This is a genomic window from Streptomyces sp. A0642, assembly GCF_004795105.1.
Taxonomy (GTDB): Bacteria; Actinomycetota; Actinomycetes; order Streptomycetales; family Streptomycetaceae; genus Streptomyces.
The window spans coordinates 227,302-250,986 of record NZ_SSBL01000001.1 but is presented as its reverse complement, the minus strand read 5'-3'; the positions used below and the strand labels follow the sequence as shown (position 1 = coordinate 250,986).

Below are 23,685 nucleotides of genomic sequence, written 5' to 3'. Positions count from 1 at the left end.
CCCTCATGAGCAACAACCTCCCCAAGGTTGCGTGGATCGGGCTCGGCATCATGGGCTCGCCCATGTCCGAGAACCTGATCAAGGCCGGTTACGACGTCACCGGTTACACCCTGGAGCAGGACAAGGTCGACCGGCTGGCCGCGGCCGGCGGCACCGGCGCGTCCTCGATCGCCGAGGCGGTCAAGGACGCGGACGTGATCATCACGATGGTGCCCGCCTCCCCGCAGGTCGAGGCGATCGCGTACGGCTCCGAGGGCATCCTGGAGAAAGCGAAGCGCGGAGCGCTGCTGATCGACATGTCCTCGATCACTCCGCAGACCTCCGTGGATCTCGCCAAGAACGCCGCCGAGAAGGGCATCCGGGTCCTGGACGCCCCCGTCTCCGGTGGCGAGGCCGGCGCCATCGAGGCCGTGCTCTCCATCATGGTCGGCGGGGAGCAGGCCGACTTCGACGCCGCGAAGCCGCTGCTCGACGCGCTCGGCAAGACCATCGTGCTCTGCGGTCCGCACGGCTCAGGCCAGACGGTGAAGGCGGCCAACCAGCTGATCGTCGCCGTCAACATCCAGGCCTGCGCCGAGGCCGTCGTCTTCCTGGAGAAGTCCGGGGTCGACCTCGCCGCCGCGCTCGACGTCCTGAACGGCGGACTGGCCGGCTCGACCGTGCTCACCCGCAAGAAGGACAACTTCCTGAACCGGGACTTCGCTCCGGGCTTCCGGATCGACCTGCACCACAAGGACATGGGCATCGTCACCGACGCCGCCCGCAACGTCGGCGCCGCGCTGCCGGTCGGCGGCGTCGTCGCCCAGCTCGTCGCCTCCCTGCGCGCGCAGGGCGACGGCGGACTGGACCACTCGGCGCTGTTGCGCTCGGTCGAGCGCCTTTCCGGTCAGCCCGTCCGGAGCTGACCGACGCGGCCGGGCCCCTCGCGGGCCCGGCCGGCACCACCCCGCCGGGTGCGCACCCCCCGGCCCCCAGACTTCCGGACGGCGTCTGCGCTGACACCTGTCCTGTCGCGCCCAGGCGCCGGCGCCGTCCGGAACACCTCTCGCACCCCCTCCCACCACGAATTTCAACAAACTGTTGACGTCGGGCTCGGAGCGTACTTACGCTCCTGGAGCCCCCAGGCCGTCGCAGTTCAGCAGCCCGTACGGAAGGTCGCCCCGACACCATGACGCAGCGCGTGCTTACGACCGAGTCCGGCGCCCCGGTCGCCGACAACCAGAACTCCGCCACCGCCGGCGCAGGCGGCCCGATCCTCCTCCAGGACGGTCACCTCCTGGAGAAGCTCGCCCGCTTCAACCGGGAGCGCATCCCGGAGCGCGTGGTGCACGCCCGGGGCTCCGGCGCGTACGGCTACTTCGAGGTGACCGACGACGTCACCGGCTTCACCCGTGCGGACTTCCTCTCCGAGGTGGGCCGCCGCACCGAGACGTTCATCCGGTTCTCGACGGTCGCCGACTCGCTCGGCGGCGCCGACGCGGTGCGCGACCCGCGCGGCTTCGCGCTCAAGTTCTATACGAACGAGGGCAATTACGACCTCGTCGGCAACAACACCCCGGTGTTCTTCATCAAGGACCCGATCAAGTTCCCCGACTTCATCCACTCGCAGAAGCGCGACCCGTTCACGGGCCGTCAGGAGCCGGACAACGTCTGGGACTTCTGGGCGAACTCGCCCGAGGCGACGCACCAGATCACCTGGCTGATGGGTGACCGGGGCATCCCCGCCTCGTACCGCCACATGCACGGCTTCGGTTCCCACACCTACCAGTGGACGAACGCCGCGGGCGAGGCGTTCTTCGTCAAGTACCACTTCAAGACGAACCAGGGCGTGCGCTCGCTCTCGGCCGACCAGGCCGCGGAGATCGTCGGCAAGGACGCCAACTCCCACCAGACGGACCTGCTCCAGGCCATCGAGCGCGGTGTGAACCCGTCCTGGACGCTGCACGTGCAGGTGATGCCGGCGGCCGAGGCCGCGGACTACCGCTTCAACCCGTTCGACGTGACCAAGGTGTGGCCGCACGCGGACTACCCGTTGCAGCGGGTGGGCCGGCTGGTGCTGGACCGCAACCCGGACAACGTCTTCGCCGAGGTGGAGCAGGCCGCGTTCTCCCCGAACAACTTCGTGCCCGGGATCGGTCCGTCGCCGGACAAGATGCTCCAGGGCCGGCTGTTCGCGTACGCGGACGCGCACCGCTACCGGCTGGGCGTCAACCACACCCAGCTCCCGGTGAACGCGCCGCGCACCGCCGTCGTCGACAACTACGGCCGCGACGGGCTGCACGCCACGCGCAACGGCGCCCGGCACGACAAGAACTACGAGCCCAACTCGTACGCGGGCCCCGCCCAGACGGACGCGGCGTACTCCGCCCCGCTGCCCGTCCAGGGCTGGACCGGCACGCACGAGGCGCCCGCCCACGCCAAGGACGACGACTTCTTCCAGGCGGGTGAGCTGTACCGGCTGATGTCGGACGACGAGAAGGGCCGGCTGATCGCCAACATCGCGGGGGGCCTCTCGCAGGTCACGCGCGACGACGTGATCGAGAAGAACCTCGCCCACTTCCACGCCGCGGACGCCGAGTACGGCAAGCGCGTGGAGGAGGCCGTCCGCGCCCTGCGCGAGGACTGAGCCCCGGGCACAGCCTTGCCCGCGCCGTCGCGCCCACCCGGATGAGGGGTTGAGCGCGGTGCGGGCGGGACGGGGGTGTCCGGCGGATACCCCCGGGGCCGCGGCGGCGGTGCGATGCCAGTGCGGTGGTGCGGGTGGTGGTTCCGGCCCTTGACCTGAAGGGGCCGGCCCCTACGCCCACTCGCGCCCCGCCGCGGCCCCTGTCATTCCCTTGCGCCAGGGCGTGGAGTACGGATTACGGTCCCGTGCTCCACGCCCTTTCGCATGCGCGAGTCCGGGGGCCCGCCGTGCGCGAGGCGCCCCTCCGCGAGGTTCCGCCGGTTCCGGGCCTTCCGCGGGGCCAGGCCCCTGCCCTGAACGGTTCCGTCCTCAAACGCCGGACGGGCTGGGAGGTGCACCCGGAACCACCCCACGGGCCGGGAGATGCACCGGAATCGCCCGACGGCTGGGAGGTGCGCCGGAACCACCCCACGGGCCGGGAGATGCGCCCGGCCGACCCCGGGGTTCCGTCGCGGGCCCCCACGCCGAACAGCCCCGGGCCCCCAAAGCGACGGTTCCGTCCTCAAACGCCGGACGGGCTGGGTGGGCCGGACGGGCTGGGTGAGCCGGATGGCCGGACGGGCTTGGGCAAGGCGCAACGTGGGGCGGGATGCCTTCGGCCCGTGCGGCGTGGGAGGGCACGACGAAGCGGCCCCCGCCCTCCGTCCAGCGGAGAGGCGGGGGCCGCGGGCCCGACCGGTCAGGCGGATGCGTACGGGCGGATCGCCGTCGGCGCGTGACCCGGCTCCGACGCCACGTCCTCGAACTCGTTCACCGAAGCGATATCCGTACCGCTCATCGCGATGTTCGTGACCCGCTCCAGGATCGCCTCCACGACCACCGGCACCCGGAACTCCGCCGCGAGCTTCTTCGCCTCCTCGAAGGCCGGCAGCAGCTGGTCCGGCTCGGTGACGCGGATCGCCTTGCAGCCCAGGCCCTCGACGACCTTGACGTGGTCCACGCCGTAGACGCCCAGCTCCGGGGAGTTGAGGTTCTCGAATTCCAGGTTGACCTGGAAGTCGATGTCGAAGTTGCGCTGCGCCTGACGGATCAGCCCCAGGTAGGAGTTGTTCACCAGGACGTGCACGTACGGGATGCGGTGCTGCGCGCCGACCGCGAGCTCCTCCAGCATGAACTGGAAGTCGTAGTCGCCGGAGAGCGCGACGACGGAGCCCTCGGGGTCGGCCGTCGCGACGCCGAGCGCCGCCGGGATGGTCCAGCCGAGCGGGCCTGCCTGGCCGCAGTTGATCCAGTGGCGCGGCCGGTAGACGTGCAGCATCTGCGCGCCGGCGATCTGGGAGAGGCCGATCGTGGTGACGTAGCGGGTCTCCGGGCCGAACGCCCGGTTCATCTCCTCGTACACCCGCTGCGGCTTCAGCGGCACGTTGTCGAAGTGCGTGCGCCGCTGGAGGGCCGCCCTGCGCTCCTGCGTGGAGGCGGCCCACTGTGTGCGGTCCTTGAGCCGCCCGGCCGCCTTCAGCTCGCGCGCCACCTCGACGAACAGTTCCAGCGCGGCCCTGGCGTCGGAGGCGATGCCGAGGTCGGGGGCGAAGATCTTGCCCAGCTGGGTGGGCTCGATGTCGACGTGGACGAACGTGCGGCCCTGGGTGTACACGTCCAGCTTGCCGGTGTGGCGGTTGGCCCAGCGGTTGCCGATGCCGAGGACGAAGTCGGACTCCAGGAAGTTCGCGTTGCCGTAGCGGTGCGAGGTCTGGAGGCCGACCATGCCGGCGTTGAGCGCGTGGTCATCGGGGATGATGCCCCAGCCCATCAGGGTCGGGACGACCGGAACGCCGGTCAGCTCGGCGAATTCCACGAGGAGTTCGGAGGCGTCGGCGTTGATGATGCCGCCGCCCGCGACGAGGAGCGGCCGCTCGGAGGCGTTCAGCATCTCCACCGCGCGCTCGATCTGCTTGCGGGTCGCGGCCGGCTTGTGCACCGGCAGCGGCTCGTACAGATCGGGGTCGAACTCGATCTCGGTGAGCTGGACGTCGATCGGCAGGTCGATGAGGACCGGGCCGGGCCGGCCGGTACGCATCAGGTGGAAGGCCTGCTGGAAGACGCCCGGGACCTGTGCGGCCTCCAGGACGGTGGTGGCGGCCTTCGTGACCGGCTTCGCGATCGAGGCGATGTCGACGGCCTGGAAGTCCTCCTTGTGCAGCACCGCGGTCGGCGCCTGGCCGGTGATGCACAGGATCGGGATCGAGTCCGCGATGGCGGAGTAGAGGCCGGTGATCATGTCGGTGCCGGCCGGTCCCGACGTGCCGATGCAGACGCCGATGTTCCCCGGGCGGGCCCGGGTGTACCCCTCCGCCATGTGGGAGGCGCCCTCGACGTGGCGGGCGAGCGTGTGATGAACCCCGCCGGAGGCCTTGAGGGCCGCGTAGAAGGGGTTGATCGCCGCGCCCGGCACACCGAACGCGTTGCTGACGCCTTCGCGCTTGAGGATCTCAACTGCCGCTCGGGCAGCGGTCATTCGAGGCATTGAGTGCTCCTGCTCGGACCTGGGTGGAGTCGGGCTCTGTCGCGCCACCTGAGAGCGCCAATTCCGTATTACGGAAGTTTGATTCTGCTATACGGAAGCAAATCTAAGGCGCGTCCGGACAGCCGTCAAGGGAGGGCGGCCCTGGGCCCCGGGCCCTGTCCGGGGTTCCGCGTGGTCCGCGCGGAGGGCGGGCGCCCTCCCCCGGACGCGGGAGCCCCGGACAGGACCTGAGAAGCGGACCGGTGCCGCGAAGTGCCCCAAGTCCCTCACGGCGGCCTCGCTCTTGGTGGAGCATGGAGGTACGGAGCGGAGCCGGCCCGGAGTCCGGGCACCGGCCGCACGGTCCCCTGCCGTAAGGAGTCCCGAGGTGGAATCAGTGCCGGTACGGTGCCCGGCCTGCCGCCGCGACCACGCGTACACGAGGCCCGTCCACCAGTGCCCGTGCGGCGCCCCGACCGTCCCGCCCCTGCTGCGCGGCGCCCCCGTCACCCGCATCACCCACCGCACCTGGAACGACGACTGGGTGACCGTGCGCTGCCTCGGCTGCGGCCGGCACGACCAGTGGCCGCAGCCGGAACTGTGCTGCCCGTGCGGCGCGGTGCTGCGGATCCCGGTCCGTCCCGTGGCGGCGCCCGGCTCCTCCTCGCGGCGGGCGCGGCCGGCGCACATCCCGCTTCCGCGTACGGCTCCGGCCCCACGGCCCCCGTTCCGGCCGCTGACGATCCGTACCGCGCGCGACGCGGTCGCCTCCGCCGCGCTGTACCTGAAGTGGCTGGGCTACCGCGACGTCGTGGGGGCCGCCGAGCGCCCGGCCTCACGGATCGACCTGCGGGCGGCCGGTCTGGTCGCGCAGGTCGACTCCACCACCCGGCCGGCCACCCTGCGCGACATCGAATGCCTCTGGCTCAACGCGCTCAGCGCCTCGGTGTCGAGCGTGTTCTTCTCCCTCGCCGGCTACGCGCCGGACGCCCGGGAGCGGGCGGACGGGCTCGGCATCCCGCTGTTCGTCATGGACCTCACGGGGACTCCGCAGCCGGTGAACAGCCCGGCGGACGAACTGCTGAGCACCGGGCCCTGAGCCCGGCGGGACACGGCCCGGCAGGCGTCGCGCGCTATCGGGAGCACGCCCATCCGTCCCGCCCGCCGCCCGGATCTCCCGCCCGTCCAGGACATCGAGCGCGCAACGGACGAACCGGAATCCGGCCTCACCGACGGGCTCCGCAGGATTCGCGCCGAGGACGCGGAACACGGCCCCGACCGCCGGCCCCGGGTCTGCACGCGGCGCGACGTGCCGTACCTCACAGAAACCGTCCCACCACAGTGAGTGCGATCGGTCACGTTCGAGCCAGGGGCCACAGATGTTCGGTCTGTTGTCAGTGCCGGGCCCTACAGTGGGACGCATGGCCTTAACTCCACGGCATTCTCCACCGGCGACTCCCGCGACTCCCGTGTCGCCCGCGATATCCGCGGCCCCGTCGCACAGCACCTCCCCCGCGCAGCCGGCCCACCCCGCCGCCGTCGAGGCGAACGAGGCGATCCGTGCGCTCGTGGACGCGCGCGCCGGCCAGGACTGGTCCCCCATGGAGTCCGCGGCCTACGAGGTACTCCTGATCGAGTGGGCGGCCGCGACCCAGGGCACCGCCGGCGACATCATCGAAGCCGCCTGACAGCGCCCCGGAGGCGGACCGCCGCAATCCGCCGGCCCCCCGTCACGCCCCCCGCCGGGCGTAGTCGTCCCGTAGTTCGATCTTCCGGACCTTCCCGCTGACCGTCATCGGGAAGGCTTCCATGACCTGGAGCAGCCGCGGGATCTTGTAGTGGGCCAGCTGCTCGTGGCAGAAGGTCCTGACGTCCTCCAGGGTGGGCGGGTCGGCCGGGTCCGCGGGGATGACGCAGGCCAGGATCTCCTCGCCGTAGCGCTCGTCCGCCACGCCCACCACCTGGACGTCGGCGATCTTCGGGTGCCGGTAGAGGAACTCCTCGACCTCGCGCGGATAGACGTTCTCGCCGCCCCGGATGATCATGTCCTTGATCCGGCCGATGATCTGCACGTATCCGTCCTCGCGCATCACCGCGAGGTCCCCGGTGTGCATCCAGCGCCCCGCGTCGATCACCTCGGCGGTCCGCTCGGGCTGCTCCCAGTAGCCGAGCATCACGCTGTAGCCGCGGGTGCACAGTTCGCCCGAGGCGCCGCGCTCCAGGGTCACCCCGGTCACCGGGTCGACGACCTTGACCTCGATGTGCGGCATCACCCGGCCGACGGTCCCGGTGCGGCGCTCCAGATCGTCGTCCCGGCGGGTCTGGGTGGAGACCGGGGAGGTCTCCGTCATGCCGTAACAGATGGACACCTCGTCCATGTGCATCTCGGCGACGACCCGCTTCATCACCTCGACCGGGCAGGGTGATCCGGCCATGATGCCGGTGCGCAGCGAGGAGAGGTCGTACGCGGCGAAGCCGGGGAGGTTCAGCTCCGCGATGAACATCGTCGGGACGCCGTACAGCGAGGTGCAGCGCTCCTGCTGCACGGCGGCGAGGACGGCGGCGGGCTCGAACGCGGCGGCCGGGATCACGATGCAGGCGCCGTGCGAGGTGGCGCCGAGGTTCCCCATCACCATGCCGAAGCAGTGGTAGAACGGCACCGGCAGACAGATGCGGTCCTGTTCGGTGTAGGCGACCAACTCCCCTACGAAGTATCCGTTGTTCAGGATGTTGTGGTGGGAGAGGGTGGCGCCCTTAGGGAAGCCGGTGGTGCCGGAGGTGTACTGGATGTTGATCGGGTCGTCGCACGACAGCCCGGCCTCGCGTACGGCGAGTTGCCCGGCGGAGACGGATGCGGCGGAGGCGATCAGTTCGTCCCAGGTGCGGTCGCCGATGTAGTGCACGGCGTGCAGGGCGGGGCAGTTGGCCCGGACCTCGTCGACCAGGGCCCGGTAGTCGCTGGTGCGGTGGGCGAGTGAGGCGACCAGCAGGGAGATCCCGGCCTGCCGCAGCACGTACTCCAGCTCGTGCGCACGGTAGGCGGGGTTGATGGTGACCATGACGGCGCCGATGCGCGCGGTCGCGTACTGGACGAGCACCCACTCCGGGCAGTTGACCGCCCAGATGCCGACCCGGTCCCCCTGGGCCACGCCCGAGGCCATCAGCGCCCGGGCCAGTTCGTCGACGGCCGCACCGAATGCGGCGTACGTCCAGCGCCGGCCGGACGGCACGTCGACCAGCGCCTCGCGGTCCGGGAACGCCTCGATCGCCCGGTCGAGGTTGCGGCCGACGGTGTCGCCGAGCAGGGCCGTGGCGCCGGTGCCGTGGGCGTAGGACGGCTCCGTCATGTCAGGTCCCCCTCGCCGTACTCCGTGCCGGTGCCCCGGGCGGTCCGCTCGCGCAGCTCGATGCGGCGGATCTTCCCCGAGACGGTCTTGGGCAGCTCGGCGAACTCCAGGCGGCGGATCCGCTTGTACGGGGCGAGTACGGCCCGGGAGTGGGCGAACAGCACCTTGGCGGTGTCCGGTCCGGGCTCCCACCCCTCGGCGAGCACGATGTACGCCTTCGGGACGGACAGCCGCACCGGGTCGGGGGCCGGTACGACGGCGGCCTCGGCGACGGCCTCGTGCTCCAGCAGGGCGCTCTCCAGCTCGAACGGGGAGATCTTGTAGTCGGAGGCCTTGAAGACGTCGTCGGCCCTTCCCACGTACGTGATGTAGCCGTCGGCGTCGCGGGTGCCGATGTCGCCGGTGCGGTAGTAGCCGCCCGCCATGGCCTCGGCGGTGCGGTCGGGGTCGCCGTGGTATCCGGTCATCAGGCCGACCGGGTGGCCGGACAGGTCGAGGGAGATCTCGCCCTCGACGGCCCCGGGCTCGCCGCTGACCGGGTCGAGGAGGACGACCTTGAAGCCCGGGCTGGGACGGCCCATCGAACCTGCCTTCAGGACCTGCCCGGGGGTGTTGGCGACCTGGACGGCGGTCTCCGTCTGGCCGAAACCGTCCCGGATGGTGACGCCCCACGCCCGCCGGACCGTCTCGATGACCTCGGGGTTCAGCGGTTCGCCCGCCGCGACGACCTCCCGCGGAGGGGTCCTCAGCTGGGAGAGGTCGGCCTGGATGAGCATGCGCCAGACGGTGGGCGGGGCGCAGAAGCTGGTGACGCCCGAGCGGTCCATCTCGGCCATCAGCCGGCCGGCGTCGAAGCGGGTGTAGTTGAAGATGAAGACGGTCGCCTCGGCGCTCCACGGGGCGAAGAGGTTGGACCAGGCGTGCTTCGCCCACCCGGGCGAGGAGATGTTGAGGTGGACGTCGCCGGGCTTGAGACCGATCCAGTACATCGTCGACAAGTGGCCGACGGGGTAGGAGACATGGGTGTGCTCGACGAGCTTGGGGCTGGCGGTGGTGCCGGAGGTGAAGTACAGCATCAGCGGTTCGTCGGCGTCGGTCTCGCGGTCCGCCGTGAACGTCTCCGGCTGCTCGTCGGCCTCGGTGTACGAGATCCAGCCCTCGGTGGGGGCGCCGACGGAGATGCGGGTGTAGTCGCCGGGCACCTCGTCGAACTTGGCGGTGTCGGCGTCCCGCACCAGGACGTGCCGGACCCGGCCGCGCTCGACCCGGTCGCGCAGGTCGACGGGGCCCAGCAGCGGCGTCGCGGGGATGACGACGGCGCGCAGCTTCATCGCGGCGAGCGCGGTCTCCCAGAGTTCCGTCTGGTTGCCGAGCATGACGAGGATGCGGTCGCCCTCCCGCACGCCCTGGGCCCGCAGCCAGTTCGCGGCCTGGTTGGAGCGGGCGGACATCCTGGCGAAGGACATCTCGGTGCGTCCGCCGTCCTCCTCCACGATGTGCAGGGCGGTGCGGTCGTTGTCCCGGGCGATGACGTCGAACCAGTCGAGCGCCCAGTTGAAGTGGTCGCTCCGGGGCCAGCGGAAGCCCTCGTAGGCCGCGGTGTAGTCCTCGCGGTGCCGCAGCAGAAAGTCCCGGGCGGCCCGGAACGTCTCCGTCGCACTGGGTGCCGACATGTGCCCTCCTCATTGCGGACCGGACCGGTCACTTAACATCATGTAAACAGTGACCCGGGTCTCACCACCCCCGAACGGGGGTGGTGTGGGGGACGCGGGGTCCCCGGGGCCGGGCGGAGAGGCGTCAGCGTGCCGGAATCGTTCGATGCGGTCGAGATGCAAGCGGCGCTGCTGCGGCTGCGCCGGACGAGCGGGCTGCCCGTGGCCTTCGGCGGCCTGCTCTCCGACACCCGCCACGCCAGGATCGCGGAGCTGAACGGGGCGCAGACCACGGCCCTGCGCGGGCTCGTCATCTCGGCCGGGAGCGGTCTCGGCGGGAAGGCGATCGCGCTGTCGCGGCCGTGCGCGGTGACCGACTACGCCTCATCGCGCCACATCAGCCACGAGTACGACACCGCCGTGGCCGCGGAGGGCCTGCGCTCCGTGGTCGCCGTGCCCGTCGTGGTGCGCCGCAAGGTGCGGGGAGTGCTGTACGGGGCGCTGCGTGAGCCGCTCACGCTCGGGGACCGTACGTTCGACGCCGCGGTGGCGGCGGCCCGTGACGTGGAACAGGCGCTGGCCGTCCGGGACGAGGTGCGGCAGCTGCTCGCCGTGACCCGGGAGGAGGTCACCGACCCGCCGGCCGCTCCCGGGGCGTGGGAGGACGTCCGGGAGGCGCACCGCGAGCTGCGCGCCCTCGCGCCGAAGGTCGTCGACCCGGCGCTGCGCGACGAGTTGCTCGCGGTGTGCGGGCGGCTCGCAACCGCGGCGGGCGCCCGGGCGCCGAGGGGGCGCGGGTTCCAGCTGGCGCCACGCGAGGTGGACGTCCTCGCCTGTGTCGCGGCGGGCGCCACGAACGCGGTGACGGCGGGCCGGCTCGGGCTCCGGCCGGAGACGGTGAAGGGCTATCTCCGCTCCGCGATGCGGAAGCTGGGCGCGCACACCCGGCTGGAGGCGGTCGTCGCGGCCCGGCGGGCGGGGCTGCTGCCCTAACTGACCGTTTCAGAATGAGATTCCAAGCCGCCTCAAGCAGATGATGCTGCAGGCGAGTTAGAGGAGTCCGAGGTGAAGGTCGGCTCGAATCTCGTAGCGGATGCGGAGTCGTTTGAATTGGTGGAGTCAGGCGAATGCCCGCTCGACGACCCACCGTGTTTTACCCAGTCCCGATCCGTGCGGATCCCTCGGCGGGCGCATTTGGGGGTGATCCCACGGGCGCGGACGAGACGCCGGTACTTGTCGTAGTCGTACCCGCGGTCGGCGAACAGTCGGCGGGGCCGGTGGCGTGGCCGGCCGCGCAGGCCGCGGATGCGGGGCATGGCGTCCAGCAGAGGCATGAGCTGGGTGACGTCGTGACGGTTTCCGCTGGTCAGGGAGACGACGGGTGGCGTTCCCTGCCGGTCGACAGTCAAGTGCCGGGGCGGGCCCGGTCGACCGGCGAAGGTCCGGTGTGAGCCCCCTTTGAGAGCCCTGACGTGCGAGCCGTCGATCGCGGCGTCGTCCATCTCCAACAGGCCCTCTTTACGCAGTTCAGCCAGGAGAACCTCATGCAGGCGGGGCCACGCTCCGGCCTCCGTGCAGTCCCGCAGACGCCGCCAGGCGGTCACCCCGCTGCAGCCCACCAGCTCTGCGGGAACGTCCCGCCAGCTCACACCCTTGCGCAACACGTACACGATGCCACTCCGGCTCACCCCCTCATGAGGAAGGTGGCGACTGCCCACTTCGCAGACCGTCCTGAAACAGATCAGCGGTCTCTACGAAACCCGGGAAGCTCAAGCAGCCAACTCAGTCTGCGTTCGGCCTCCGGAATGGTGCGGCACGGCGGGCGGAATGCGCCGCGAGGAGGCCGATGGCCATGGCGGCCAGCGAGAAGACGGTGGCTGCGGTGGCCAGGACCGGCCAGGACCGGCCAGGAGAATCTGCCCTCCCGCAGGGAGATGACGAAGAACAGTGAGTGCCCGTTGGTCATGAAGGTCGCGAGGGCGGTCGCGGTCAGCAGCGGCACAGTTCAGGTACCACAGGGCGATCGTACGAAAAACCTGGTTGTTGCCGGTCAGAACGCTCAGTGGTGGCAGCCCCGCTCTGACGCGTAGGGCCCATGCTCCGGGGGCTCCGATGCAGGCCGATGGAGGCATCGTCGGAGCCTTCGTGTCGTAGCCTGGGTGGCCGAGGTGCGGGTAAGGCTAGGGGGAGCCGAACGTGAACCAAGTACTGGGCCGACGTTACGAGTTGGTGGAACGCGTAGGATCCGGCGGCATGGGTGTCGTATGGCGCGCGCATGATCGCACCCTGCACCGCACCGTCGCCGTCAAGGTCATCGCCGGACCCGGCGTCAGCGCAGAGTCCGTATCCCGCTTGGAGCGAGAGGCGCGCGCGGCGGCGGCACTCTCCCAGAACCGGCACCTCGTCACTGTCCACGACTTCGGGCACGAGGTCGCGGGTGACGGTGGCGACTGCGCGTACGTCGTGATGGAACTCGTCGACGGCCGCACCCTCGACAGAGTCCTCGCGCAGGACGGCCTTCCGGGCCCCGAGCGTGCCGTGGAGTGGGCGCGGCAGGTGTGCGTAGCTCTCGAAGCCGCGCACGCGATCGGTGTCGTGCACCGTGACATCAAGCCCTCCAACGTCATCTTCGGCCGGGACGGAGTCATCCAGGTCCTGGATTTCGGACTGGCCTGGTTTCATCCGGGGCTGGGTCTCGGCAGGCTCAGCCGGAGCGATGCCGTGATGGGAAGCGCACCGTGGATGTCTCCTGAGCAGGCGCAGGGGAAGACCGTCGATCACCGGTCGGACCTGTATTCGCTGGGCTGCTTGCTTTTCGAACTTCTCACCGGTGCACCGCCGTTCGGCGGCCGTGATTCGCTGGCGCAGCTCGTCGCCCATGTGATGGAGGAACCTCGCGCCCCGAGCGGCAACCGCGAAAGTCCTAGCCGAACGCACATCCCTCCCCAGCTCGACCGCCTGGTTCTCGATCTGCTCGCCAAGTCCCCGGACGACAGACCCTTTTCGGCGTCCCTCGTGGCCGCACGGCTCGGTGGAGTAGGGGAGGGCCTCGGCGAGGTGTCCACGGAGGCCGTGCCGCCGCTGCCGTCTCTGCCCGAGAACGTCTCGTCCGCGGCATCGCCACCGGTTCCGCCGGCGGAGGTACGAGACAAGCGGATCCGCCCCAGCCGTCGTCATTTCCTGGTCATCGCCGTGGGTGTGATGGTCACGTCGACGGCGGTGGTCGTGCCGCACCTGCTGCCGGACTCGGACTCCAACAACGAGGCGGGTGCCGATGGCGGCTCAGGCGGCGGAGGTGGCGGCAAAGGCGAGAAGTCTTCGCCGCCCCGGCGCCTCTGGGACATCCCCCTCGCTCCGTCGGCCTACTTGCCCGAGGCCGCCGAGGGGCCGGTCGTCGTGGTGGAGCTGGCCGGAGACAAGGACTCCGTAGGATTCGAGGTCCGGGACGTCCGGAGCGGAGACGTCCGGTGGACTTTCAACTCCGTGAGGAACTCTGATGGTGCCCCGGAGCCGTTCGGCGTCGACCTCGACCCGGGGGGTACCACGGCGTACATCGCCCTGCCCGGCAAGGTGGTCGCCCGGGACGCCACGACCGGGCGCACCAAATGGATCTACAAGCCAGGCGGCGGCGTCACAACGGGCACTCCCTCACTGGCCTTCGCCGAAGGGGTCGTCTACGTCACGGACGTAGGGAGAGTGGCTGCGGTCACGTCGGGCGACGGCGGCGAACTGTGGACCGTACCCCTCGACGACACCACCATCACCACGGTGCTCGTCGGCCGGGTGCTGCTGGTCCGCGCCATGCTGCACCTGTACGCGGTCAGCGTGGACGCAAAAAGAATCATCTGGCAGAAGCGCACCGAGCAGGGGGAGCTGCACATCGGTAACGGGCTCGTCTTCGTCACGCCGCCCGACACCGGCGCCGGCGAGGCAGCGCCCGCCACACTGGCGATCAGCATCGACGACGGAGCCGAGCGCTGGTCCGACGCCTCCGCTCCTCACGCCGTCCTGGCGGCGCGCAACCTGGTGGTGTACGTGAGCAAGGACGGCGAGCTCCTCCGCGCACGGTCGCTCGACACAGGGAAGAAGCTGTACGAGAAGGCCATTCCGCGTTCCGCGAGGAACGACCCACAGCTCGTGGGAGACATACTCGTCTCACCCGTCAGCAGGGGTGCGGAGGAAGAGCTGGCCGGCATCGGGCTTGACCACGGCACAGTCCGTTGGCGCAAACCTTCGGGCAACATCCAGAACCTCGACGGAACGCCCTACGGAAAGGTGCTCGTCACCGACCCGACCAACAGGTCGCTCCGAGCACTGGACCTCACCACGGGCGAGGCTCGGTGGACCGTCACTCCCGACGAGAAGCGGATGGTTCTGCGAGCAAGCCGTTTGGGGAACCTCCTGTTCATCATCACCGGCGAGTTTCCCCTCGGAGGCCCTTTGAAGGCCGAACGCCTCTACTGCCTGGAACTGTCGGACGCCGCGTAGCGCGCCGCCCGCGACATGCTGCCCGAGCACAGCATCGAGACGATCGCGGCGCTGCTCGGCATCTCCGTCGGCACGCTCTACAGCCACATCCCCGACCTCAAGGAACTGCGGACCTCCCGCGTCCCCGACCAGCTCGAAGGCAGCAACACCGAACGACTTGACCCTCTTCGCCGACACCCCCCACCGCCTCGGCACAGCCGCCGCTGTCCCCGACCGGGTCCGTCGTCCGTGACGTGCGTGCCGGACGCCGCGCGGCGGACGCCAGTCTGACGACGCGACCTGGCGAGGCCGTGGCCCGCGCGGACCGAGGCGCGTCAGGGAACGGCCGTTCAGCGGTCGAAGTCGATGAACGGGGCGAACCGGACGTCGTACCCCCTGCCGTCGGTCGTCGCCGTCGTCATCACGGAGAGCAGCGCCGCTGCCTCGTCGGTGACGTCGTCCCGTTCGGCCGCGGTGAACGGGCGCAGCTCCTGCACGGTCACCGTCGTCGGCACGTCGGGGTGCGTGGCCTCCAGCCGCCAGATCGCCGCGAGGAATCCGTCGACCAGCACGCTGCCGTACGCCTGGTTCCCCACTCCGTTGCGCCCCTTGAACCGCGGCGGGATCACGCGGGCCCGGTCGGCGTGGCCGAGCAGGACGTTGTCGAACTCGGGCAGGAAGCGCGGCGGGGCGGGGGTGTCCTCGTCGGGGCGCGGGGCGTCGGGGAGGTCGAAGAGTTCGACGCCGTCCTCGTCCCGGAAGGTGACCAGCCGCGGGCGGAGCCGCTCGAAGACCTCGCGCAGCCGGGTCAGCCCGGCCCACGTCTGCATGTCCTTGACCGAAGCGGGCCCGAAGGCGGCGAGGTAGCGCAGCACGGTGGCGTCGGGCGCGGGGACCGGTGCGGAGGGCCTGCCGAGCCAGTGCTCGGCTGTGGTCAGCGCGACCTGGCCGCTCTTCCCCCACACCCCGCGCGGGGTGACCTGGACGAGCGGCAGCAGACAGCGGGCGGCCGTGCCGAGCGCCTGCGGATCCGCGTCGGGCCACTCGGCGAGGAGGTGCCCGCGGATCTCCCCGGGGGTGCGCGGCGCCTCCTCGACGTACGCCTTGGCAAGGTCCCGCAGCCGGGCCAGGTCCACACCCACGAGCCCCTTGCGGAAGATCCTCAGCTCCCGGTCGCGGGCCTCCTGGACGAGGGGGCGCAGGGTCAGTGCGTCGTCGGCGGTGTGGGTGTGGAGGGTGGAGCGCAGGGTGACGATACGCAGGACCTCACGCGACTCCATCAGCGCGGCCAGCTCGGCCGGCCGGAAACCCTCCAGCCGGGCGAACAGCTGGTAGTACGGGGGCTTGGTGTTCTGCGCCTGGAGTCCGACGAGATGACGGACCGCGTCCTGTGCGCTCATGGCCGTGCGGCGGAGCAGGAGTTGGCGTTCCAGGGTCGCGCGCCCCAGGGCGCGCGGCGAGAGCACGGCGGCCGGGGCGGCGGAGGGCTTCTTCTTCGCGGGCATGGACGGCACGCTACGCGGCCATGCGGTCAGGTCCGGTCCTGATGGTGCGGGTGCCCGGGCCGGCGGCCGTCCGCCATGCCGCCGCCCGGTGGGATACCGGACTGTGCGCCGGGCCACCCGCATCATGGACCGGTGATCAGCGTCCTGTTCGCCGTCCTGACCGCGCTCAGCAACGGCGCGGCCTCCGTCCTCCAGCGCCGCGCCGCCCTCACCGTCCCCGACGGCGACGCGATGCGGCTGTCGCTGATCGGCCATCTGCTGCGACAGAAGGTGTGGCTGGCCGGCATCGGCCTGGTCGTCGTGGCGGCCGTCTGCCAGGCGGTGGCGCTGGCCACCGGCCCCATCGCCGTGGTGCAGCCCATCTTCGTGATCGAACTCCCGGCGACGCTCCTGCTGGCGGGCTTCGTGATGCGGGTGCGGGTGCCCCGGCCGGTGTGGTTCGGAGTGGCCGCCGTGACGTGCGGCCTGGCCCTCGGCATGGCGTCGGCGGCTCCTGGGGGCGGCAGCGCCACGGTGCGGGGGCTGGCGTGGGTGCCGGCGCTGATCCTGACGGCCCTGTTCGAGGCGGCCCTGATCGTGGGCGCCCTGGCCACCCGCGGCAACGCCCGGGCGGCGCTGCTGGGCCTGGCCGCCGCCTGTGCGTACGCACTCACCGCAGCGCTGATGAAGGACGCCATGGCCCGGCTCGACGACGGCGGCGGGGCGGCGGCGCTCTTCACCTCCTGGCAGCTCTACGCCACCGCCGTGGCGGGCGTCGGGGCGCTGTTCCTCCTGCAGAACGCGCTCCAGGCGGGCACACTGGTCGCGGTCCAGCCCTGTCTGACCCTGGGCGACGCCCTGATCAGCATCCTGTACGGGGTGGCGCTCTTCGGCGAGGAGCTGCGCACCGGCTGGTGGCTGCTGCCGGAGCTGCTGGCGCTGGGCCTGATCACGGCGGGCTGCGTGGAACTGGCACGCTCGCCGCTGGCCGCCGGGAACGCCGCGACCCCGGCCCGTACGCGGCGGGTCGACTGAACATCGCGTAGGGACCGGGGCCGCGGGCTCATGCCGAGCCGCCTGCCGGTGGCCGGTGTTACTTGCTGACCGCGAAACGCATCAGGGCCTGCTCGTCGCCCTGCTTGATCTTCCCCGTCTCGTTGATCACCTCGAGCTTCCAGCTCCCGCCGACCCGCATGGCCTTGGCCACGGCGCAGCCGTTGTCGTTGCTGAGCAGGCTCGGCCAGATGTCGGCGACCTGCTGGGTGCTGCCGCCCGTCGCGTCGTACACCTTGAAGCTGATGTTGCGCGCGCTCTGGAAGGAGCTGTGCTTCTTGTACGCGGCGGCGATGAAGACGATGGACGTGATGTTGGCCGGAATGCCGGCGAAGTCGACGGTCACCGTCTCGTCGTCGCCGTCACCGTGCCCGGTCTGGTTGTCGCCGCTGTGCACGAGCGAGCGGTTGCCCAGCGGGTCCAGGGAGTCGAGGCCCGCCAGACGCACGGGCTCCGAGCCCTGCATCGCGATGGCGATCAGGTCGAGGTCGGTGCCCTTCTTCTGACGGAGCTTCCCCATCAGCCCGCCACTGGCGCCGACGGTGGGGTCCCAGGACACCCCGATGGACAGGTGGGTCACCCCGTCCAGATCCGCCGGGCCGTCTTCCTTCTTCAACGTGATCATGCGTGATCCTCTTCGTGGCGAGTTTCCTACAGGTCGAGTGTGCCTGGTGCCCCTCGGACGGAGCCCCCCGGGGGCAAAATTTCGACCAAGTGTTGGACTGCTCGGCACGAATTGTCCTGCGTCGGCAGGATGTCGGTGCCTGTGCACCCGTGATAAAGGGCCCGAGGGTGCACGGTACCCCCGGGGCCGGCCGGCTCCGGGGGCACGGCCGCCGCGATCAGGCGTTCTGCTCCGGCACCACCAGCGGCGTCCCGAGCATCTGGTGCCCGCCGCTGGCGATCATGCGCACCTCTCCGCGTTCACTGATCTCCGCGCGGATGATCCCGGTCTCGTCCTCGTAGACCGGATATCCGCCCGCCCCCGACTGCGCGGTCCGCCGGACGATCACTGTGTCGTCCTCCACGGCGGCCGACTGAAACACCAGCTGGTAACTCTCCGGATAGTCCATGACGGCCTCTCCCACGACGGCCTTCGGGCAGCCTGTTCCGGACCGGTCTGTTGGCCCCGCTCCCCTTCCGCGGCGTCCGCGGTCCGGCCTGCACTCTCCATGGTCTCGCAGACCCGCCGTCCCCGCCCGCGCACGCCGCACGGTGCGGGCCCCGGCCCCGGCTGCCTATCCTGAAAGAGGTATGGGAAGTTCATCGGCGATCGGGCTGGAACGGCCCCCTTGCTCCCGCGTCGTACGGCAGGCATGACCCGGGATCCCCGACACCGGGAAGGGAATTGTCATGGATGGTGCCGACCCTCGCGGCGACGATGTGTACCAGCCCCAGGAGCGGGACGCCTCCGACCCCGTCGAGCAGCTCGACACGGAGGAGACCCTCCACAACCGGCAGCTCGCCGACGCCCTGGACCAGGGGTACTCACCTCCCGAGCGGCCCTGGGCCGTGGAGGACCGGGGGACCACCGCGTCCGAGCAGCTCACCGGGGAGCCGCTGGACGGCCGGCTGGCACGGGAGCTGCCCGAGCCCGCCGATCCTCCCGGCGACGACATGGGCGACCTGGCCGACGGGGACGGGGAGCCCTGGGACGGGGAGGTCGGTGAGGCGCGCGCCGGCCGGCTCACCCGTGACCTGGACCTCAACGAACCGGACACCATGGCCGGCGAGGACGTCGGGATCGACGGCGCGGCGGCGTCCGCCGAGGAGGCGGCCATGCACGTGATTCCGGACGGCCGGCTGTAGCGCGCCCTCGCCGATCCGGCCGTACGGCCCTGTGGTCCCCGCGGCCCTTACCCCGGAGGTAATCGACGCCTCCGGCCCCCTCGGACATCGTGTTCCTCACCAGCACAGCGCTCCCGGCCCAGCGGCCGGGGCCGAGGGAGAGGACCGCACGATGACCGCATACGACGAGGCCGTCCAGCGCTACTTCGCCGCCTGGAACGCCGCCGGCCCCGAGGAGCTGGAGAAGGCCGTCGCCGCCGCGTTCACGGAGGACGCCACGTACACCGACCCCCTGGCCGACGTGCGCGGGCACGAGGAGCTGGCCGCCGCGATCGGCGGCGCCCAGCAGCAGTTCCCCGGATTCACCTTCCGGCCGGCCGGGACGGTGGACGGGCACCACACTTTGGCCCGCTTCAGCTGGGAACTGGTCGCCGCGGCCGACGGTTCGGCGCCCGTCGCCGGTTCGGACGTGATCACCCTGGCCGACGACGGGCGGATCAGCTCGGTCAGCGGATTCCTGGACCGCGTGCCCGGGGCGTGAGCCGCGGGGCCCTCGGACGGGGCGGCCGGTGTCTCCCGGCCGCCCCGTGCGCCCCGTCCGCGCAGTGCGAGCGGTCCGCCCAGTCCGTCAGCGGACCTCCGCCAGGCCGATCCCGAAGTGGCCCTCACTGCGGTCGACGGTCTCGAAGAGCCGGTTGGCGGGCCGCGGCAGTCCGTAGTGTCCGCGCAGGGTGCTCGCCGTGTACTCCGTACGGAACAGGCCGCGTTCCTGGAGGATCGGCACCACCCGGTCGACGAAGACTTCCAGGCCGGAGGGCAGGACGGCGGGCATGATGTTGAATCCGTCGGCGGCCCCGCTGTCGTACCACTGCTCGATGGTGTCGGCGACCTGCTCGGCGGTTCCGGCGAAGGTACGGTGCCCCCGGCCGCCGCCGAGCCGCCCGATGAGCTGGCGGACCGTCAGCCTCTCGCGTCTGGCGAGTTCCACGATGAGGGTGTAGCGGCTCTTGGCCCCCTCGATCTCGTCCTCGGTGGGGATGTCCTCGGGGAGTTCCGCGTCCAGGTCGAGGTCGTCGGGCGCGATCTTCAGGCCCTGGGCGAGCTGGCGCTTGGCGTACTCCGGGACGATGAGGCGGTCCAGTTCCTCGTCCAGCGCCAGGGCCTCCGCCTCGGTGTCACCGATCACGGGCACGATGCCGGGCAGGATCTTGATGCCGTCCGGGTGACGGCCGAGGGCCTCGGCGCGCTGCTTGACGTCCTTGTAGAAGGCGACGCCCTCCTCCAGGGTCTGCTGTGCCGTGAACACCGCCTCGGCGTACCGTGCCGCGAAGTCCTTGCCGTCCTCGCTCGATCCGGCCTGCACGAGCAACGGGTAGCCCTGCGGGGGGCGTTGCACGTTCAGCGGACCGTCGACGCGGAAGAACTCACCGCGGTGGCCGATCTTCCGGACCCGTTCGGCCAGGGCGTGGACACCGCGTTCCTTGTCGGCGATCACGGCGTCGTCGGCCCAGCTGTCCCACAGCTTGGTGGACACCTCGACGAACTCGCCGGCCCGCCGGTAGCGGTCGCGGTGCAGCGGGGTGTCGTCCAGGCCGAAGTTGCGGGCCGCGTCGGCGCCCGCGGTGGTGACGATGTTCCAGCCGGCCCGGCCCGCGGAGACGTGGTCGAGCGAGGCGAAGCGGCGGGCCAGGTTGTACGGCTCGTTGTAGCTCGTCGACGCGGTGGCGATCAGGCCGATGTGGCGGGTGGCCCCGGCGAGCGCGGTGAGCAGGACGGTCGGCTCCAGCTTCGCGGAGGGCCGCCGCCCGGGGTCGCCCATCAGGACGGGGCTGTCGGCGAGGAACAGCGAGTCCAGCCTGCCGCGTTCGGCGATCCGGGCGAGGTTCTTGTAGTGCTCGATGTCGGCGTTGGCCTCGGCGGGACTCTCCGGGAGCCGCCAGGACGCCTCGTGGTGGCCGGTGGACATGAGGAAGGCGTTGAGGTGCAGCTGCTTGCGGTCAGGCGTGCCGGGCATGGGTTTCCTTCTTGTCCGGGAGGGTGGGGGGCGGGGCGACCCCCAGGGCGGTGAGCAGGGTGTCGCGGTACTCCTGGAAGCGGGGGTCGCGGCGGGAGCGCGGGGCGGGCAGGTCGACCGCGAGGTCGACGGCGATCCGGCCGTCCTCCAGGACCAGGACCCGGTCGGCGAGTTCGACGGCCTCGTCGACGTCGTGCGTGACCAGGAGCACCGCGGGACGGTGGCGTTCGTAGAGTTCGCGCAGCAGGCCGTGCATCTGGATCCGGGTCAGGGCGTCCAGTGCGCCGAACGGCTCGTCGGCGAGCAGGAGTTCGGGTTCGCGGACCAGGGCCCGGGCGAGTGCGGCGCGCTGCTGCTCGCCGCCGGACAGCTCGTGCGGCCAGGACCGGTCGCGGCCGTCCAGGCCGGCTTCGGCCAGGGCGGTGAGCCCGCGTTCGCGCGCCTTGGGCCCGCGCAGCCCGAGGGTCACGTTGTCGATCACCCGGAGCCAGGGCAGCAGGCGGGAATCCTGGAAGGAGAGGGAGACCCGGTCGGGGACGGTGAGTTCACCGGAGCCCTCGACGGCGTGGTCGAGCCGGGCGACGGCCCGCAGCAGGGTGGACTTGCCGGAGCCGCTGCGGCCGAGCAGTGCGGTGAACTCGCCGGGTGCGACGGTGAGATCGAGCTCCTTGAGGATGTCGCGATCGCCGAACCTGCGGACCAGCTTCCTCGTGCGGATGGCGGGGCGCTCCGCGAGCGCGGCGCCGCCGGTCCCGTGGGCGGGGTTCAGCCCGCCAGCGTGCGTCGCCATGACAGGACCTTCCTCTCGACGGCGCGTACCGCCGCGTCCGATGCGAAGCCGAAGATCCCGTAGGCCACCAGGCCCACGATGATCACGTCGGACTGGGCGTACTGCTGGGCCTGGAACATCATGTAACCGATGCCGCTGGTGGCGTTGACCTGCTCGACGACGATCAGCCCGAGCCAGGACGCGGTGACACCGAGGCGGAGTCCGACGAAGAAGCCGGGCAGCGAGCCGGGCACGACGACCTTGCGGACGAACTGCGCCCGGCTCAGGTCCAGGCTCTCGGCGAGTTCCACGTAGGCGCTGTCGATGCCGGTCAGCGAGGCGTACGTGTTGATGTACATGTTCACCGCGACGCCGAGCGCGATCACGGTGACCTTCATCTGTTCGCCGATGCCGAGCCAGAGGATCAGCAGCGGGAGCATGGCCAGCGACGGGATCGCGCGCTTGATCTGGAGGGGCCCGTCGAGGAGGTACTCGCCGGTGCGGCTGAGTCCGGCGGCGACGGCGAGGACGACCCCGGTGCTCACGCCGAGGAGAAGACCCGACCCGGCGCGCTGGAGGGAGATGAGCACGTTGTCCTGGAGCCGGCCGCTGGAGAGGAGGTCGGAGGCGGTGGACAGGACCGTGCCCGGTCCGGACAGGATGCGGGGGTCGAGGTATCCGACGGCCGAGGCGAACCACCACAGGGCGATGACCAGCACCGGGCCGATCAGCCGTCCGAAGGGGACGGCGCGGCCGGGGCCGAGGCGTCTGCGGGTGGTACGCGACGCGGGCGGGGCGCTCCTCGCCTCCGCCGGGCGCTGCCGGTCCGGCGTCCCGGCCCTTCCGGGCGCGGCGGCGGTGGCCGTGCGGTGTGTGGCGCGGGTGTTCGTCAGCAGCTCGGTCATGACGCCTCCCGGTACGGTGCGGCCACGGCCCGGGCCGCGATCCCCTCGAAGCGGCGGTCGAACAGTGCGGCGACGTCCATCTTCGGTACGAAGCCGCCGTCGGCCATCAGGTCGGCGGTCTCCTGCTCCCACGCGATGGCCTTGTCCCAGCTGACCGGGAACCGCGGCTTGCGGAGCGAGGCGACGATGCGCTTGCCGTCCTCGTGGGAGACGCCCTGGTCCTTGACGTAGTACGTGTCGATCCACTCGTCGTCGTTCTCCCAGGCCCAGGCCAGTCCGCGGGCCCACACCGGGATGAAGGCGCGTACGGCGGCGGCCTTGGCCGGATCGTTCAGCACCTCGTTGGGCGCCCAGAGGACCGTGAGCAGGTCCACGACGTCGGTCGTCACCCCGCGCGCCCCGTCCTTCCCGTACTGGTCGAGGTACTTGGTGAGGGTCGGTTCGCCCAGCGGCGCCACATCGACCTGGCGTGACTGCAGGGCGGTGAGGAACTGGGTGCTGGGCAGGGCGACCAGTTCGACGTCCTTGTCGGCGATGCCCGCCTTCTTCAGGGCGCGCAGGACGACGACGCCTTGTGCCTGGCCCTGGGAGAATCCGATCTTCTTGCCGCGGAAGTCGGCCACGGACCTGATGTCGGATCCGGGTGCGGTCGCGAAGACGTACGAGGGGTGGTTCCGCACCTGCACGGCGACGATCTTCGCCCCGACGCCGATGGCGTGGGCCTGGATCGGCGGAATTCCGGCGTTGACCGCGAGATCGATGGAACGGGCCCGGAATCCCTGGATGATATCGGGACCCGCTGCCAGATTGGGCCATTGCGAGACGGTGAAGTGGAGGTCCTTTTCCAGCCCGGCCGGCTTGAGCTGAAGCTGCGTGGTGTGGACGGCTATGGAGAGTTCCGTGCCTGGCGGCGGTGCCCCCGAGGGGAGTTTCCCGGAAGGTTCGGCGCCTGCCGCCGTCTTGACCTGGGGTGAGCACGCGGCGAGAGCGCCGATGACCGTGCCGCCGGCGAGGGCGAGAAACGACCTGCGGCCGAGGGCGCTGGGTATGTCGTGGTGTGTCATGGTGAATTCCGAT

General features: G+C 71.0%; 19 protein-coding genes and 1 pseudogene. 9 read left to right on the top strand and 11 right to left on the bottom strand.

What is annotated here, in order from left to right; translation table 11 throughout:
* Window positions 1–5 precede the first annotated feature (5 nt).
* Both E6R60_RS01075 and E6R60_RS01070 read left to right on the top strand, forming a co-directional pair.
* Window positions 6–905 carry a 2-hydroxy-3-oxopropionate reductase gene (locus E6R60_RS01075; RefSeq protein ID WP_136324423.1) on the top strand — a complete coding sequence of 300 codons (900 nt, stop codon included), beginning with the start codon at window positions 6–8 and terminating at the stop codon, window positions 903–905.
* A 263-nt stretch (window positions 906–1,168) separates the two neighbouring features.
* The gene (locus E6R60_RS01070) at window positions 1,169–2,626 is read left to right on the top strand and encodes a catalase (RefSeq protein ID WP_136324422.1); all 1,458 of its coding nucleotides are present in this window, start codon (window positions 1,169–1,171) and stop codon (window positions 2,624–2,626) included.
* Window positions 2,627–3,365: 739 nt separating this feature from the next.
* Here the strand turns inward: E6R60_RS01070 and gcl are convergent.
* A complete protein-coding gene (gene gcl, locus E6R60_RS01065) occupies window positions 3,366–5,141 on the bottom strand; it encodes a glyoxylate carboligase (RefSeq protein ID WP_136324421.1) in 1,776 nt (591 codons plus the stop codon).
* A gap of 376 nt (window positions 5,142–5,517) precedes the next feature.
* On the opposite strand from gcl, the gene E6R60_RS01060 reads away from it, so the two are divergent.
* Together E6R60_RS01060 and E6R60_RS01055 are read left to right on the top strand one after the other, a co-directional pair.
* Window positions 5,518–6,228: a hypothetical protein gene (locus E6R60_RS01060; RefSeq protein WP_136324420.1), complete on the top strand. Its 711-nt coding sequence runs from the start codon at window positions 5,518–5,520 to the stop codon at window positions 6,226–6,228.
* A gap of 322 nt (window positions 6,229–6,550) precedes the next feature.
* On the top strand, window positions 6,551–6,817 hold the full coding sequence (locus tag E6R60_RS01055) for a hypothetical protein (protein ID WP_240802338.1): 267 nt from the start codon (window positions 6,551–6,553) through the stop codon (window positions 6,815–6,817).
* 42 nt (window positions 6,818–6,859) lie between these two features.
* Here E6R60_RS01055 and E6R60_RS01050 read toward each other — a convergent pair whose 3' ends face one another.
* Complete coding sequence (locus E6R60_RS01050; protein WP_136324419.1) at window positions 6,860–8,476, bottom strand: AMP-binding protein; 1,617 nt, start codon at window positions 8,474–8,476, stop codon at window positions 6,860–6,862.
* A complete protein-coding gene (locus tag E6R60_RS01045) occupies window positions 8,473–10,149 on the bottom strand; it encodes an AMP-binding protein (protein ID WP_136324418.1) in 1,677 nt (558 codons plus the stop codon). Before E6R60_RS01045 ends, E6R60_RS01050 begins: the two co-directional genes overlap by 4 nt.
* A gap of 129 nt (window positions 10,150–10,278) precedes the next feature.
* Between E6R60_RS01045 and E6R60_RS01040 the strand changes: the two genes are divergently transcribed.
* Window positions 10,279–11,121, top strand: a complete 843-nt coding sequence (locus tag E6R60_RS01040) for a helix-turn-helix transcriptional regulator (protein ID WP_206309287.1) — start codon at window positions 10,279–10,281, stop codon at window positions 11,119–11,121.
* 57 nt (window positions 11,122–11,178) lie between these two features.
* Here the strand turns inward: E6R60_RS01040 and E6R60_RS01035 are convergent.
* A pseudogene (locus tag E6R60_RS01035) lies at window positions 11,179–11,813 on the bottom strand (IS5 family transposase); the annotation flags it as partial.
* Window positions 11,814–12,324: 511 nt separating this feature from the next.
* Between E6R60_RS01035 and E6R60_RS01030 the strand changes: the two are divergent.
* Window positions 12,325–14,616 (top strand): serine/threonine-protein kinase, encoded by a 2,292-nt coding sequence (locus E6R60_RS01030; RefSeq protein ID WP_346766053.1) that lies wholly within the window; start codon window positions 12,325–12,327, stop codon window positions 14,614–14,616.
* Window positions 14,617–14,945: 329 nt separating this feature from the next.
* Here E6R60_RS01030 and E6R60_RS01020 read toward each other — a convergent pair whose 3' ends face one another.
* Entirely contained in the window at window positions 14,946–16,100 is a 1,155-nt protein-coding gene (locus E6R60_RS01020) for a winged helix DNA-binding domain-containing protein (protein WP_136324416.1), read from the bottom strand.
* Window positions 16,101–16,232: 132 nt separating this feature from the next.
* On the opposite strand from E6R60_RS01020, the gene E6R60_RS01015 reads away from it, so the two are divergent.
* On the top strand, window positions 16,233–17,114 hold the full coding sequence (locus E6R60_RS01015) for a DMT family transporter (RefSeq protein WP_136324415.1): 882 nt from the start codon (window positions 16,233–16,235) through the stop codon (window positions 17,112–17,114).
* Between the two features lie 58 nt (window positions 17,115–17,172).
* Here E6R60_RS01015 and E6R60_RS01010 read toward each other — a convergent pair whose 3' ends face one another.
* Together E6R60_RS01010 and E6R60_RS01005 are read right to left on the bottom strand one after the other, a co-directional pair.
* Window positions 17,173–17,757 carry a TerD family protein gene (locus tag E6R60_RS01010; RefSeq protein WP_136324414.1) on the bottom strand — a complete coding sequence of 195 codons (585 nt, stop codon included), beginning with the start codon at window positions 17,755–17,757 and terminating at the stop codon, window positions 17,173–17,175.
* 217 nt (window positions 17,758–17,974) lie between these two features.
* On the bottom strand, window positions 17,975–18,205 hold the full coding sequence (locus tag E6R60_RS01005; protein WP_136324413.1) for a DUF6296 family protein: 231 nt from the start codon (window positions 18,203–18,205) through the stop codon (window positions 17,975–17,977).
* A 280-nt stretch (window positions 18,206–18,485) separates the two neighbouring features.
* On the opposite strand from E6R60_RS01005, the gene E6R60_RS01000 reads away from it, so the two are divergent.
* Window positions 18,486–18,941, top strand: a complete 456-nt coding sequence (locus E6R60_RS01000) for a DUF5709 domain-containing protein (RefSeq protein ID WP_136324412.1) — start codon at window positions 18,486–18,488, stop codon at window positions 18,939–18,941.
* A 151-nt stretch (window positions 18,942–19,092) separates the two neighbouring features.
* Complete coding sequence (locus tag E6R60_RS00995) at window positions 19,093–19,461, top strand: nuclear transport factor 2 family protein (RefSeq protein ID WP_136324411.1); 369 nt, start codon at window positions 19,093–19,095, stop codon at window positions 19,459–19,461.
* 87 nt (window positions 19,462–19,548) lie between these two features.
* On the opposite strand, the gene E6R60_RS00990 is transcribed toward E6R60_RS00995, so the two are convergent.
* The 4 genes from E6R60_RS00990 to E6R60_RS00975 are packed head-to-tail and all read right to left on the bottom strand — an operon-like array spanning window position 19,549 to window position 23,672.
* Window positions 19,549–20,934 carry an LLM class flavin-dependent oxidoreductase gene (locus E6R60_RS00990; protein WP_136324410.1) on the bottom strand — a complete coding sequence of 462 codons (1,386 nt, stop codon included), beginning with the start codon at window positions 20,932–20,934 and terminating at the stop codon, window positions 19,549–19,551.
* On the bottom strand, window positions 20,918–21,724 hold the full coding sequence (locus E6R60_RS00985) for an ABC transporter ATP-binding protein (RefSeq protein WP_136324409.1): 807 nt from the start codon (window positions 21,722–21,724) through the stop codon (window positions 20,918–20,920). The genes E6R60_RS00990 and E6R60_RS00985 overlap by 17 nt, the downstream gene beginning before the upstream one ends.
* Window positions 21,700–22,608, bottom strand: a complete 909-nt coding sequence (locus E6R60_RS00980; protein ID WP_136324408.1) for an ABC transporter permease — start codon at window positions 22,606–22,608, stop codon at window positions 21,700–21,702. The genes E6R60_RS00985 and E6R60_RS00980 overlap by 25 nt, the downstream gene beginning before the upstream one ends.
* Entirely contained in the window at window positions 22,605–23,672 is a 1,068-nt protein-coding gene (locus E6R60_RS00975; protein ID WP_136324407.1) for an ABC transporter substrate-binding protein, read from the bottom strand. The genes E6R60_RS00980 and E6R60_RS00975 overlap by 4 nt, the downstream gene beginning before the upstream one ends.
* Between the last annotated feature and the right edge of the window lie 13 nt (window positions 23,673–23,685).

What these genes read in the sequence shown, in the direction of transcription:
- E6R60_RS00980 (WP_136324408.1), bottom strand. Translation starts at nt 22,608, where the DNA reads ATGACCGAGCTGCTGACGAACACCCGCGCCACACACCGCACGGCCACC.
- E6R60_RS01020 (WP_136324416.1), bottom strand. Translation starts at nt 16,100, where the DNA reads ATGCCCGCGAAGAAGAAGCCCTCCGCCGCCCCGGCCGCCGTGCTCTCG.
- E6R60_RS01010 (WP_136324414.1), bottom strand. Translation starts at nt 17,757, where the DNA reads ATGATCACGTTGAAGAAGGAAGACGGCCCGGCGGATCTGGACGGGGTG.
- E6R60_RS01005 (WP_136324413.1), bottom strand. Translation starts at nt 18,205, where the DNA reads ATGGACTATCCGGAGAGTTACCAGCTGGTGTTTCAGTCGGCCGCCGTG.
- E6R60_RS00995 (WP_136324411.1), top strand. Translation starts at nt 19,093, where the DNA reads ATGACCGCATACGACGAGGCCGTCCAGCGCTACTTCGCCGCCTGGAAC.
- E6R60_RS00985 (WP_136324409.1), bottom strand. Translation starts at nt 21,724, where the DNA reads ATGGCGACGCACGCTGGCGGGCTGAACCCCGCCCACGGGACCGGCGGC.
- E6R60_RS01000 (WP_136324412.1), top strand. Translation starts at nt 18,486, where the DNA reads ATGGATGGTGCCGACCCTCGCGGCGACGATGTGTACCAGCCCCAGGAG.
- E6R60_RS01055 (WP_240802338.1), top strand. Translation starts at nt 6,551, where the DNA reads ATGGCCTTAACTCCACGGCATTCTCCACCGGCGACTCCCGCGACTCCC.
- E6R60_RS01045 (WP_136324418.1), bottom strand. Translation starts at nt 10,149, where the DNA reads ATGTCGGCACCCAGTGCGACGGAGACGTTCCGGGCCGCCCGGGACTTT.
- gcl (WP_136324421.1), bottom strand. Translation starts at nt 5,141, where the DNA reads ATGACCGCTGCCCGAGCGGCAGTTGAGATCCTCAAGCGCGAAGGCGTC.
- E6R60_RS01070 (WP_136324422.1), top strand. Translation starts at nt 1,169, where the DNA reads ATGACGCAGCGCGTGCTTACGACCGAGTCCGGCGCCCCGGTCGCCGAC.
- E6R60_RS01050 (WP_136324419.1), bottom strand. Translation starts at nt 8,476, where the DNA reads ATGACGGAGCCGTCCTACGCCCACGGCACCGGCGCCACGGCCCTGCTC.
- E6R60_RS01075 (WP_136324423.1), top strand. Translation starts at nt 6, where the DNA reads ATGAGCAACAACCTCCCCAAGGTTGCGTGGATCGGGCTCGGCATCATG.
- E6R60_RS00990 (WP_136324410.1), bottom strand. Translation starts at nt 20,934, where the DNA reads ATGCCCGGCACGCCTGACCGCAAGCAGCTGCACCTCAACGCCTTCCTC.
- E6R60_RS00975 (WP_136324407.1), bottom strand. Translation starts at nt 23,672, where the DNA reads ATGACACACCACGACATACCCAGCGCCCTCGGCCGCAGGTCGTTTCTC.